Below are 13,292 nucleotides of genomic sequence, written 5' to 3' on the forward strand. Positions count from 1 at the left end.
TGGAAACCGCCGGCAAAAGCGCTACCCTAGGGGTACTCTCCGAAGAGGATGTGTTCTGCACCGTTTCCTAGGGTTTTATGAGTTCGAAAAGTTCCCGATCCACCCGAAATCCGTCGATAGTCTCCCAGCGAGTTCCTGGCCGGCCGTGATCCACAATGCCAAAGTCTCCCCGAAAGTTCCAGAGGGCATAGCCCCAGCCAAATTCTCGAAATACCGAGAGAATATCCCGGAACCACCGGAGGGCAAGCTCGTTATCAATCTTGTTATAGCACCCAAATTCCCCAATGTGGACTGATACCCCCTGGCTTTCTACTTCCCGCCAGGGGGCATAGTGGGTGTACAGGGTTTCCTTCGTCCAGCGCCGACCTTCATACTCGGTTCCCGGATAGACCGGATAGGGAAGGTGTTTGGAGTCCTCCCACCAGGAAGCCTGGTAGTGGGTGAGGGCCATAGGTTGATAGCCGCGGCCACTGTGAATGACCCCAAGATGGGTAAGTTCGGGCATGGCGATGTTACCGCCCCCAAGGCCATCGAGGATGAGGGGACGATCGGAATCGATGGCTCGAATGGCTGCCACGGTCCGTTCCATAAGGGCCTTATGGTTTTCTCGGCTCAGCCCATATTGACCGATGTTGGGGGGTTCATTAAGGAGGTCAAAGCTAAGCTCATCAGGTGAATAGGATTGATAGCGTCTGGCAAAGAGTTCCCATTGGTGCACAAAGGCATCCTGGGCTTCCGTATCGAGCCACAGGTTGTGTTTTTCCAGGTGGTTACCGTTGATACAGTAGCCGGGAGCCCGATGCAGGTTCAATGAGCAGTGAAGTCCCCGTGAAACGACCGCCTCCACACAACGGTCCACCTCTTCGAGCATCGCCTCATCGACCTTGAAATACTGAAAATCCCGTACCCAGAATCGATAATCCAGCGGAAGTCGAATAAAGGTAAAGCCGTATTTGGCAATAAAATCGAGTTCCCTTTTTTCAATATTGATGAGGGGGTTCCCCTCTGTGTCAAAGCGCCCCCGACTGAACATCCAGAGCATGTTAAAGCCTATCCACTGTTTCATGATGACCTCCATTTGGTTGTAATGTACCCTCTCGTTGATAGCAGCCAGGGCCGCCTTGCAAATACCATGTTTTGGCTCAGGGCTTGTTACTCTTTTACCGCCCCCTGTACGAGACCATTATATATCCGTTTTTGCATGGTCACAAAAACAATAAAGGTCGGTAAAAGGGCCAACATAACCCCCGCACAGATTACTTCCCATCGGGCTCCGTAGGGCCCTTTAAAAGTAAAAAGCACCGTACTAATAACACGAAGGGATTGTTTTGGCATATACAGGAAGGGCATGTAGAAATCATTATAGAGTCCAATACACTTAATGATGAGCACCGTTACCGTGGCAGGTTTTAAGAGGGGAAGAATTATTTTTCGGTAGATGGTCCAGAAACTGGCCCCATCTATTAAGGCCGATTCATCAAGAGAACGGGAAATGCTATCTAAAAATTGAAGATAGATGTACACCCCAATGATATCAGTCCCCATGGAAAGAATGATTCCGGCAAGTCGGGTGTTGTACAAACCCAGTCGCTGAACAATTTGAAAGGTCGCTACCTGGGCCGTGACGTTAGGGATAAGGGTAATCCACAAAAAAAGGAGGCGGATAAAATTTTTCAGGGTAAAATCAAAACGATGGAGTACATAGGCCGTCATAGTCCCGGTGAGTACCGTCCCAATGGAAGAAAAAAACAATAAAACCAGGGTATTCCAGAACCCCAGGAGCATGTTCCCCTGCTGGATAGCTACTTTAAAATTCTCAAGGTAGAGAAAACTATGGGGAAGCTCGAAGGGGCCTGTGGTGGCAAATTCCTGGTTTGTTTTGAAGGCTCCGAGAAACACCACGATAATAGGTAAAAGGGTGATGAGGGCGGCAAGACCCAATACAAAATACTGGGCAAGGCGAAAGAAAAAATCCCGTTCTTTTATAGTCATAGGGAGCGCTCCTCTTTAAACATTTTTTCCTGGATAGCGGTGATGAGAAGAATGATGATGGTAAGCACCACCGCCATGGCTGAGGCCAGGCCGATTTTATTGAATTTAAAAGCCGTATCGATGGTTCGAATTACAAAGGTGGAACTTCCATTGCCTCCACCGGTCATGATATAGGGAATTTCGAATACACTGAGGGCACCCTTAATTGAAAGGATAAGATTCAATTTAACCACCGGTTTTATGATGGGGAACATGATATATCTAAAAAGATTCCACCGCTCTGCCCCATCAATGGCGGCGGCTTCGTAAATCTCTTGAGAAATAGACTGAAAGGCCCCAAGGAACATAACCATGTTAAAGCCCATGTATCGCCAAATGGATGTTGCCGCAAGGGAATAGTTGATTACCCGGGGATCGGTAAGCCAGAGAATTTGCCCTTTAAAGCCAAGAAAGCGAAGGAAGGTGTTTAAGGTACCGGTATCTCGGAAAAAATACAAAAAGATAAAACCAATAGCCACCCCATTAATCAAGTTGGGAAAAAATAAAATTCCTTTAAAGATGTTTTGTCCTTTGATAGGAAAATTCAGGAGGGTTGCAAAAAAGAGGGCCAGGGCAAGTTGGATAAAGGCTCCTACAAAATAGTAAATACTCACAAAGAAGACCCGGAAATTCTCTATCCGCGTAAAAAGTTCCAGGTAGTTGGCTAGCCCAACCCATTCCTTTTTGCCCAGCCCATCCCAACGGGTAAAGCTGTAGCCAATCATATTAAGGATGGGAAGATACCCAAAGACAAGGAGTAACAACAAGGGAACACATAGAAAGAGGGTGATAATCACTTTCTTTTGTACTGTATAGGTCATACTGGCATCCTGCCTTTTCTAAAAAATAGGGGACCCCGGACTCTCCCGAGGGCCGGTGTCCCCCGGGAGATAATCTTCTTTATTAATCAGCTAGTACGAGCGGGCCCACCAGAGGGTCCCCTCTCTCGCTGACCATAGTAACTTTACTGATCAAAAAGCTGATTTTTAATTCCTTTTTTCCCGATAAGAGGGGACCTTTTCTGGTCTCTCTTTTAGCCCCCTTGTTCTGTTATTTAATCCCCAGGGTTTGCCGGGCCCGGGCCCACCGTTTGTTCCAGTCATTCATGATATCGTCGAAACTTTCCTTGGTGGTCCCCATGGCGGCATCAACGATGCGGATCTTCTGAGGAGCCTGCCAGAATCCAATTTCCGATTCCTTGTCAAGCTTGTCCAGAAGGCCTTCTTCTCCTGGTTTTGCCGGCGCCCCAATGATAAATTGTACCCCCAGATCCTTAAATGCGGTAAGAACCGCAGGGAACTGGCCGCCTTTTAAAGCGGGAATGGACTCACAGTCTTGGGCATATCCCGATTCGGTAGCGAACCATTTTGCCCAGGCCTTTGCGGCTTCCTTGTTTTTGCTGTTTTTATTTATAGCCAGATTGTAGTCAAGGCCTACTTCTGCATATACCTTGCCGTTTACCGTTACGGGGTAGGGCATATACCCGATGTTTTCAGGGGTTTTTGAAAGGGCCCGAATCTGGCCAAGAGCCCAGGAACCGAGGGCCATAACGCCGATTTTCCCATCCGCCATCAGCTGTTTGGAAAGTTCCCAGTCAGAGGTAAGGATATCCTTTTCGCAGAGCCCCCGTTTCACCACTTCATACATGATCTTATAGAGTTCGTAGTGGGGTTTCCCTGGGGAGAATGGTGCATCATCATGGATCATCTTATTGAGGTAATCGGGATCTCCGGCAAAGGAAAGTCGCCCTCCTTCCCACTGAACTAGGGTCCACTGGGCAGGGTAATTCAGATACAGAGGGACTGCACTCGTCTTGGCCTTTATTTTTGCCAGGGCTTCGTAGAATTCTTCGGGGGTAGTGGGAAGTTTTTCGATCCCCGCATCTTTAAAGACCTGTTTGTTATACACGAGGCCACCGGCTACGTTCGCATTGATGGGGTAGCCATATACGATGCCATTATAGGAAATGGTGGTACTGGTATCCACAAAATCAAAGATTTTAGAGAATTCCTCTACGGTCCCCAGGGGCTCGTAGAAATTGGCAAATTCCTGTGGTGTGGGCGGAACGGTTACCATGCAGAGTACATCCCCGTACTCTTTAGTGCTCATCCGGGTTCGCACCGTTCCTTCGTAGTCCGTGATGGCTTCGAATTCTACCTCTACTTTGGGATACTTGGCAGTAAAGGCCTTTTTGTAGTCCTGGAATTTTGTGTTTACCCAGTCGGTTCGATGGGTAAGAACCACGATTTTCCCGGCTATTTCCCCTTCTTTTGTTGAAGAGCCGGTCTTACCGGTACAGGACCCGAGTACAAGTCCAAGAATTCCCAGTATCCCGAGGAGGATACGGAAACCGTGAGACAACTTCCTTTTCATAGAGTAACTCCTTTCCTAAAAATTCTTTCCGCCCCAAGGCGGCTGTTCTCATTTTTGCTTTTCAATAAAAACCGGTTTCTTTTCGGGCTAATAAGGGGGAAAAATTTGTCAGGACCTCCGAGGGCTTCCTGCTCCTTTCCCCTGGTTTGTTTCAATTTCCTTTTTTATAAGAAACCGTTTTCTTTTTTTAAGTAGACATTTTATTTCCTATTCTTATACCTGTCAATGAAAATTTTCTTGTGGTATCTGTTAGATTACCAAAATTTCTGGTGACGGCCATTTATCTTCCGACCCTTGCCCTTTTATTCATGCAAATTCCGCCGAATAAGCTCGATTCGCTGTCGTACCGAAGCCTGGGTAGAAAGGCCATCGGGAGGGGTGTGGAGACAGTAATCTACCATCCGGTCGATGGTACTTTCCGCTACATGCAGTCGGGTATCCGATGAGGCGTAGTACATAAGAAGACGCCCGTCCCGCTCGGCAATGGCCCCGTTGATAAACACCACATTGGAGACATCCCCAACCCGCTCTTCCCCTTCGGGGGCGATAAGGTAGCCCCCGGGACGGGCAATGACCCGGGTTGGATCGTCCAGGGCGGTCATGAAAGCATAGATCACATACCGGAGCCCCGCGGCGGTATTCCGAACCCCATGGGCCAGATGAAGCCAGCCGGCACTTGTTTTTATAGGCACCGCCCCTGCTCCGTTTTTTACTTCTTTTATGGTGTGGTACACCTTTTCGTCCAGGAGAAATTCTTGAGTAATAACCGGTTTTTCCATCGATTCGGTAAATCCGTAACAGATACCGCCCCCCGAACCGGTGTCGATAAAGCCATCCTGGGGGCGGGTATAGAGCATATACTTGCCCTGCACAAACTCGGGGTGAAGTACCACATTCCGTTGCTGAGGCGAAGGGGTTACCAGGTCGGGTAGTCGAATCCAGGTTTTTAGGTCCCGGGTCCGGACAATTCCTGCGGCGGCGACGGCACTGGAGGTATCTCCCTTAGGAGCCTGTGGATCCTTCCGTTCTGAACAAAAAATCCCATAAATCCAGCCGTCTTCGTGGACCGTAAGACGCATGTCATAGACATTTACATCGGGATTTTCTGTCTGGGGTAGTTCGATGGGATAATCGTGGAAACGGAAATGGTCGATCCCATTGGGGCTTTCTGCGAGGGCAAAAAAGCTTTTGCGATCCGCCCCTTCCACCCGTACCATGAGGTAGTATTTCCCTTCCCACAGGAGGGCCCCCGCATTAAACGTCGCATTGATACCCATCCGTTCCATAAGATAGGGGTTGGTTTGGGGATTAAGATCATAGCGCCAGAAGAGAGGAGTGTGGGCCGCCGTGAGGACCGGGTATTTATATCGAAGATAAATACCATTGCCGGGATAGATAGGTTCGTTAGGCCGATTGATGAGAGCCTCATATTCAGCCTGTAGCAGGGTAAGTCGGTCTTTAAAATTTTGCATCATCATAGAAGCGTTCCTTGTGTATTAGGGTGATTTATAATGTAGCGGCAGGTTTTGCCCGCCGTATCAGTTCCATGCAGCAGCGGCCGTTATGATAGGAAGCTTTCCAGTTTCCTCCCTTGGGTTGAGAAAGGTCGGGAATGCCCTCTCTGCTGACCGCCCAGAACCATTCTCCATCGATGGGGTCGATCTGGAATTGACTGATCCAGTTTTTTACCTGATAGGCCGCATCAAGAAAAGCCGACTTGCCACTAAGCTGGTAGGCATTTATGTACCCCACCAGGGCTTCTGCCTGACACCACCAGATCCGGGTATGGTCCCGATGGTTCCCGTGGTGTTCGTTGTCCAGGGCCCCGGAGGAGGGCTTTCCTGAGAAACCTTTCGGCGGTTCCTTGAGTTCCCCCTGGGGCTTCTCCGGGGAATCGAAGCCTTCTTGCAGAGAAACCTCCGCCATTCTTACGGCGGTGTCCCGGTAGAATTGTACGGCCCCTGTACTCAGGTCTCCACCACTTGCAAGGGTTTCGGCCGCTTCCCACAGGAGCCAGCTTGCTTCAATATCATGACCATAGGAAATGAGGGGTTCGCCCAGGGGACGCCAGGTTTCATCAAAATAAAGGATGAGGTGCCCCTCTTTCCCTAAAATATGCTGCGTTGTGATTTCGAGGAGATCGCGAAGGCTTTCTGCTACCTGATGGGGGGAGACTATCCCTTCCTTCTGGGGGAGCTTTTTTTCTTCGTGGCTCATCTCGCGAAATTTCGCCTTGGGTTCCGATTCTTGCTGGTGGGCCCTTAGGTGTTGTAACAGCCGGTAGTAGGTGGTGTAGGCCTCGAGGACATGGAGGTTCGTGTTCATCGATTTCTGGCAATTCATATCCCGGGGCGAAAGCCGCATGTCATCGGTTACCGACCAATCCTGACTGCGGGCTTCCCAGTAGCCCCCATATGTTGGATCCCGGCCATAGGTTTCCATCAAGGTAAAAAGCCTATGGGCGAGTTGAAGTACCGCGGGAAGTTCTGTTTCCCGGTGAACATCTAGGGTTCTTTGTAAGGAAGGCGAAAAAACCGAGGTATATCTTGTTTTTTCTAGGAGCCGAGAGGAGGATGCCTCTGGCGAAGGGGCCTCTTTGGCGCCTCCTTCCAGCAAAGCCAGGGCATACTCGCTTAACCCATAGAGGGCAAAGGCCTGCCCATATAACTGTTTCTTGGCAACCTCTGGCTTCCCATCGGGATGGACCGTCCAGAAGACCCCACCGTGCACGGGGTCCACATACTGCTGGCGCAACACCTGGTAGGCATAGGTAGCCATTTCGAGGTACCGCGGCCGATATTGGGGAAAAAGTCGGCTTGCGGCACTGTAGGTCCACAGATGCCGGGCCGTCATTACCACCGATCGGGGAACAGAGGAATTTCCCCGCCGCTGGTTATCCAACTCGCCATAAAAGCCAGGATGCTCTGGATCCCGGCCATAGCACTCCCAGAAGGGAAGAATATGGCCTACAAGTTCCTGCTCTCCCCATAGGGCAAAAGGCCCAAGACCCTCAGTAACGTACGAATGGTCCATCATGGTTCCTTTATACAAAGAGGGCCCTTATAACCGGTTGTCCAGGACAAAACGGACCACTTCGTCAATTTTGCCAAAGGCAAGACCGGTTACCGTATCGGCACAGCCGTAATAAATGGCCAGGCGCCCCGTGTCCTTATCCACCAGGGCCGCACAGGGGAAGGTTACGTTGGGTACATCTCCGACGCATTCGTAGTCCCGTTGAGGGGAAAGAAGGTATGGTCGGGCCCGGGCAATAACTTTCCAGGGTTTTTCTAAATCCAGAAGGGCCGCACTAAAGGAATAGACAAAACCATTACAACTGGTAAGTACCCCATGGTATATGAGGAGCCATCCTTCTGAGGTCTCAATGGGAACAGGTCCCGCTCCTATTTTGGTGCTTTGCCAGGGACTTTCGCTCCCTAAGGGGCCCATCACATGACGATGCTTCCCCCAGTACACCAGGTCGGGGCTTTCGGAGTAAAAAATATCCCCAAAGGGGGTGTGGCCTGAATCGCTGGGCCTGCTGAGCATAGCGTAGTTTTTGCCGATCTTCCGGGGAAAGAGAACCCCGTTTCGATTGTAGGGCATGAGAGGATTTTCCATCTGGTAGAATTTCTTAAAATCGAAGGTGTAACCGAGCCCAATACTTGCCCCATGGTATCCATTACACCACATGATGTAGTATCGATCTTCGATAAAGATTACCCGGGGATCGTACTTGTATTCCGAATCGGGAAGTTCCGGATCGGTTTTAATAAATTGAATGGGTTCATCTTCTATCTTCCAATTGATACCGTCCTGGCTGAAACCAGCATGGATGTTCATGCGGCGGGCGGTATCGTCGCAACGGAAAACCCCCGCAAAGGCCCCATTAAAGGGAACCACCGCACTGTTGAATATGCTGTTTGAGCGGGCAGTGGCATCTCGCCGGATAACAGGATTCCCCGAATAGCGCCAGAGCACTTCCTTTCGTCCCTGTTTTGGTGGTTCTTCCCATGGCATATTGGGTAAGGACATACCGTTTCGAATCAAGCTATTGGACATGCTGCGTTCCCCCTTTGCGGTGTTCTGAAACTTATCTTCTGGGTTTTTCTCCTTCATAGAGAAAACGGTTTCTTTTCGATTTATATCATGTACGAGGGGATAGCTTTTGTCAAGGGGATTGAGGAATAAGACCTGGACCAGCTAGGCTGTATCAAAGGCGGTTTAGAAAAAAGGAGTTCCTATGCGATTTTGTAATCCCATAATTCCGGGTTTTTATCCTGATCCCAGTATTTGTCGTTACGGTAATGACTATTACCTCGTAACAAGCAGTTTTGGGTATGTACCGGGGATCCCTATTTTTCACAGCACCAATTTGATCGAATGGAAGCAGATTGGTTATGTATTATCTCGTCCCAACCAAATTCCCCTAGGGGAAGGAAAAAATACTGGCCTTTCGGTTATTGCCAGTGGTATCTATGCACCTACTATCCGGTATTATAATGGCTGGTTTTATGTGATAAGTACTAATGTTACCGCAGGAATAAATTGTATTGTTCGTGCTCAAGATCCTGCGGGGCCCTGGACGGATCCCCTTATTCTGGAATGGGGTGGAATCGATCCATCGCTTCTCTTTGATAATGATGGGAAGGTGTACCTTACCGGTACTGGCACGGTCAACGAACTCCCGGGGATTTATCAAGCTGAAATAGATATAGAAACAGGGTGTCTTTGTTCTCCCCGACGTCGTATCTGGCAAGGTACGGGAGGTAAATATCCAGAGGGTCCCCACCTGTATCACATTGATGCATGGTATTATCTTATGATTGCTGAAGGTGGAACGGAATACGGGCATATGGAAACTATTGCCCGAAGTACCAGCCCCTGGGGGCCCTTTGAGAGCTGTCCTTACAATCCTATCCTTACCCATCGCAGTACGGATGAACCCATTCAGTCGGTAGGTCACGGGGATTTAATTCAGGCCCACGATGGTTCCTGGTGGATGGTCCATTTAGGGGTACGGCCCCATGGATATCCTCCGGTTCACCATCTGGGTCGGGAAACCTTTCTTGCGCCTGTTCAATGGGATAAAAACGGCTGGCCCCGAGTGGGAGTAGATGGCCGTACTTTTCTGGAGATGGAAGGCCCCCGTTTTTATCAAAACAATACTTCTGACAGTCCTGGTAAAGACAAAAATTCGGCAGTGTTTCGGGATGATTTTGATGGTATTGCCCTTTCTTCTCCCTGGTGTACTCTACGGAATGTGCCCCCCGGAATACTTTCTCTTACTGAGCACCCTGGATGGCTTATCCTTAGAGGAACCGCTGCTACGTTAGATGATGCTCTTCCCATGGCCTTTGTGGGGTGTCGTCAGCGTCATTTTTCCTGTCGGGTCAGGACATTGATTACATTTGTTCCCTTGCATGCCGGCGAAGAAGCGGGACTTGTGGTGTACATGAGCGAACGATTCTATTATGAACTGGCCCTTTGTAAATTACAGGAAACCACTTACCAGGCCCTTCGAAGTGATGAAGCGGGGGGCTCTCTTATTTTTCGACGTCGAATAGGCTCCCTTCAAAAGGTAGAGACGTTGCTTCCTCTTACGGTACCTTCCCTGGAACTGTGGATCGAAGCTACGGAAGAAACATATCGATTTGGGTATCGATTGACGGATGAAACACTTTATCCCTCTGGAGGAGAGTCTCCTCACCTACTATCCAGTGCTGTCTTCTCTGAAAAGCCAGAAGGGTTGGCTGTTCTGCAGAGCCAGACAGGATCAGTGCCGGCAGTGCATTGGATAGGAGAGGGAGAAACCCGTCTTCTTTCTACCGAAGTAGCCGGTGGTTTTACGGGTATCTTTTTCGGTTTGTATGCCACAGGGAATGGAAAGGCCTGTCAAAGCCCCGCCTCCTTTGATTTTTTTGAATATCAACCGGAATGAGAGGGACAAGAGGCTGGTTTTCCCCTTCAAATCTATAATTTTTTAATATTTTCCCTCTAATTTTTTACATTTTTTTTATCCTCTTCCCACCCCTACAATACTCTCCAAGGCCTGTACAGGCCAGGACGGTGTAGGTTCTGGGTGTTTGCGATTAAGAAATTCGGAGGGTTTGAGCCTTCCCCTCCGGAGCCTCCTTAAAATGCAAAGCCTTCCAGGGCCTGCCGTCCTTTTAGTGGGGTATCTATCCCACCCGTAGGGGAGGGAATATTAATACAAAGGAGAACTCGTATGAGTATTCTAAGAAGAAGGCCGCTCCTTATTGCCTGTATCCTGGCCGTGGTTGGAGGCCTTGTATTTGCCGACATGTCCGCCAGTGTGTACATGACCGGCCAACTCTGGGGAACCGATGGGTTCAAGTTAAACAACCAGGAGCAAAAGGATGCGGATATGCTCACCTTCCAGATCAACAACGAACGGGCTGGGGCCTACTTCCGCCTGTGGTCCGATCTGGATGAAAGCAACGCGGTGGATGTAAAGGTCCGCTCCGCCAAGATCTGGTTTAAGCCCATAAGCCAGCTTAAGATGGAAATTGGAGGTGTAGAATACGGGCTTTATACGGAACAGCTGAACTGGTGGAAGGTTCCCACCGGGGCAAGCTATGCCCAGTTTACCTCCTGGGATACCCGCTGGTCCAGTGCGGCCACCAACACGGGGGCCGGTTTCCAGGCCGAATTTAAGCCCATAGATGACCTTACCCTGGCGGCTACCTTTACCCCCGGGTTTGGCACTATGATAAAAGAATATGACGGCAATACCGATTGGGGCGTCCTGGCCAAATATAATATCCAGGGCATTGGTTCTGTGGGAGCCGCCTACCGGGATAATGGAAAGGACCAGGAAAAGATTGCCCGAGTGGGCTTTGACCTGAATGCGGTCAAGGGTCTCTATGCCTTCCTTACCCTTATCGCCCGCTTTGATAATACCGCTGGAGCTTATGCTTCATCTACCAATCCTGTAGAACTCATGGGCCTTTCTATCGATAACTATGTGGCCTATAGCATCGATAAGATCAGCCTGAAGGGCCGCTTCCCCGTGACCCTGCGGACAAAGGGCGAAGCCAGCGATCCTTCCTATATGTGCTATGATGTAAAGGCCGCCTATAGCCTGGAAGGCCTTACCCCCTATTTCCGGATTCAACAGGAAGAAAAGCTTACCTTTAATAGCGACCTTAAGTTCGCTCCCCAGTTTAATCTGGGGGCCGAATGGGGGTATGATGGGGCTTCCTTTAATGTAAGCTTCCAGGTGAACATGCCCTCCGAAAGTGGCGCCGAAATGAAATGGTCTATCCCCTTTGAAGTACGGGTAAGCTTCTAAGGGCCGAAACATGGTGATAAACAGGGGTTGCCAGTCATCTGGCTGGTAGCCCGGGTTCTGGATGGGGCCTTCTTCGGAAGGCCCTTTTTTATGGGGTTATAAGCTTGTTGAAGAAGGGCCACGGAAGCTTGTTTGTAGGGTCTTTTTTAAAAAGTTTGTTATCAAGATTGAACAGAAGCTCGTGCCTTCCCTTCTTTTTGTGCTTTTAAATTGATATTGTGAAAACCATGTCGAAGTGATACAGATAGAAAACAAGAGGTCTATGATGATGTATATTCACAAACCGCTATGGGTAAGCGTAACGTTAGGTTCCTTGTTGCTCCTTATTTCTTGTGCGGCTACCGGTAGCCCTATTTCCGGAGGCGAAGGGGAACTTCCCATTCCTCAGATAGGTCCTGCCCTTTCTGAACCAGAGCAGATGGATATGAATCGTTCTGCCCTGGCATATGTTTCAGCCCTTCATATAGGCTGGAATCTGGGGAATAGCCTGGATGCTTATACCAATGGGGTTGCCTCCGAAACTGCCTGGGGGAATCCCCGGACTACACCTCAACTGTTTAAAGGGGTTGCTCAGGCAGGTTTTGATGTGGTTCGGATCCCCGTAACCTGGCTTGGTCACATTGGTTCTGCCAGTTCGGGGTATAAAATCGATGAGGCCTGGTTGCGCCGGGTAGCGGAAGTAGTGGGCTATGCCCGGGATGCGGGTTTAAAAGTGATTATTAATATTCATCACGATGGGGCCGATAGTCAGCACTGGCTCAGTATCCGAGAAGCTTCCGCTTCAGAGGCAAAGCGAATCCAAATCACTCGCCAACTTGTAGCAGTGTGGACCCAGATTGCCAGTTATTTTAAGAATCATGGGGACTACCTCCTCTTTGAGACGATGAATGAAATTCATGACGGTGGATGGGGGTGGGGGGATAATCGCAAAGACAATGGAAAACAGTATGCCATTTTGAACGAGTGGAACCAGGCGGTGGTAGAAGCAATTCGAAGTACCGGCGGAAATAATAGGTATCGGTATATTGTTATTCCCGGCTATGTTACTAACCCCGATTTAACCGTGGAACATCTGCGGTTACCCCGGGATCCAACGCCGGGAAAACTTATTGTGACGGTTCACTTTTATGATCCTGCGGATTTTGCTATCTTTGCTACCGTTTCCCAATGGGGAGCCGGAGCTCGTTCTCTTGGAAATACTTCGTGGGCCCAGGAAGCTCACGTGAAAAATACCTTTGCAAAACTTAAGGTTACCTTTATTGATTCGGGGGTTCCCGTATATCTTGGCGAATATGGGGCGGTTAGACAAAAGGAAACAGAAGCTTTTCGTTCATATTATATGGAATATGTTACGTTGGCTGCCCGAACGTATGGAATACTTCCTATTTACTGGGATAATGGGGCCACGGGGGTCGGGAAAGAGCAGTTTGGAATTATTGATCGACAAACAGGAAGTATTCAGCCCTATGCAAAAGATATGGTGCAACGGATAGTCAAAGCCAGTCGCTGGCATGGAGAGCCCTCTTATACCCTGGAACTCCTGGAAAAACAGGCCCCTACCCCGTAGGTAGAGAGG

At 49.4% G+C, this 13,292-nt stretch carries 10 protein-coding genes; 3 read left to right on the forward strand and 7 right to left on the reverse strand.

Annotated features, from left to right (window positions below):
* Positions 1-67: 67 nt before the first annotated feature.
* The 7 genes from C5O22_RS03020 to C5O22_RS03050 form a co-directional block, all read right to left on the reverse strand.
* Positions 68-1,066, reverse strand: coding sequence for a glycoside hydrolase family 5 protein (locus tag C5O22_RS03020; RefSeq protein WP_132779723.1), 999 nt, complete (start codon positions 1,064-1,066; stop codon positions 68-70).
* Positions 1,067-1,152: 86 nt separating this feature from the next.
* Positions 1,153-1,992, reverse strand: a complete 840-nt coding sequence (locus C5O22_RS03025) for a carbohydrate ABC transporter permease (RefSeq protein WP_132779724.1) — start codon at positions 1,990-1,992, stop codon at positions 1,153-1,155.
* Positions 1,989-2,852 (reverse strand): carbohydrate ABC transporter permease, encoded by an 864-nt coding sequence (locus tag C5O22_RS03030; RefSeq protein ID WP_132779725.1) that lies wholly within the window; start codon positions 2,850-2,852, stop codon positions 1,989-1,991. The genes C5O22_RS03025 and C5O22_RS03030 overlap by 4 nt, the downstream gene beginning before the upstream one ends.
* 229 nt (positions 2,853-3,081) lie before the next feature.
* Positions 3,082-4,404 carry an ABC transporter substrate-binding protein gene (locus C5O22_RS03035; protein WP_132779726.1) on the reverse strand — a complete coding sequence of 441 codons (1,323 nt, stop codon included), beginning with the start codon at positions 4,402-4,404 and terminating at the stop codon, positions 3,082-3,084.
* A gap of 302 nt (positions 4,405-4,706) precedes the next feature.
* Positions 4,707-5,882, reverse strand: coding sequence for a glycoside hydrolase family 130 protein (locus tag C5O22_RS03040; RefSeq protein WP_279432185.1), 1,176 nt, complete (start codon positions 5,880-5,882; stop codon positions 4,707-4,709).
* A 28-nt stretch (positions 5,883-5,910) separates the two neighbouring features.
* Complete coding sequence (locus C5O22_RS03045; RefSeq protein ID WP_132779727.1) at positions 5,911-7,440, reverse strand: AGE family epimerase/isomerase; 1,530 nt, start codon at positions 7,438-7,440, stop codon at positions 5,911-5,913.
* A 24-nt stretch (positions 7,441-7,464) separates the two neighbouring features.
* Positions 7,465-8,463: a glycoside hydrolase family 130 protein gene (locus tag C5O22_RS03050; RefSeq protein ID WP_132779728.1), complete on the reverse strand. Its 999-nt coding sequence runs from the start codon at positions 8,461-8,463 to the stop codon at positions 7,465-7,467.
* Positions 8,464-8,644: 181 nt separating this feature from the next.
* Here C5O22_RS03050 and C5O22_RS03055 point away from each other — a divergent pair, with 181 nt between their 5' ends.
* The 3 genes from C5O22_RS03055 to C5O22_RS03065 all read left to right on the forward strand — a co-directional run bounded on the left by C5O22_RS03055 (position 8,645) and on the right by C5O22_RS03065 (position 13,283).
* Positions 8,645-10,342, forward strand: coding sequence for a glycoside hydrolase family 43 protein (locus tag C5O22_RS03055; protein ID WP_132779729.1), 1,698 nt, complete (start codon positions 8,645-8,647; stop codon positions 10,340-10,342).
* A 288-nt stretch (positions 10,343-10,630) separates the two neighbouring features.
* Positions 10,631-11,716: a hypothetical protein gene (locus C5O22_RS03060; RefSeq protein WP_132779730.1), complete on the forward strand. Its 1,086-nt coding sequence runs from the start codon at positions 10,631-10,633 to the stop codon at positions 11,714-11,716.
* A 262-nt stretch (positions 11,717-11,978) separates the two neighbouring features.
* Positions 11,979-13,283, forward strand: a complete 1,305-nt coding sequence (locus C5O22_RS03065; RefSeq protein ID WP_132779731.1) for a glycoside hydrolase family 5 protein — start codon at positions 11,979-11,981, stop codon at positions 13,281-13,283.
* Positions 13,284-13,292: the final 9 nt, after the last annotated feature.

This window comes from Treponema sp. J25, assembly GCF_004343725.1.
In the GTDB taxonomy this organism is placed as follows: domain Bacteria; phylum Spirochaetota; class Spirochaetia; order Treponematales; family Breznakiellaceae; genus J25.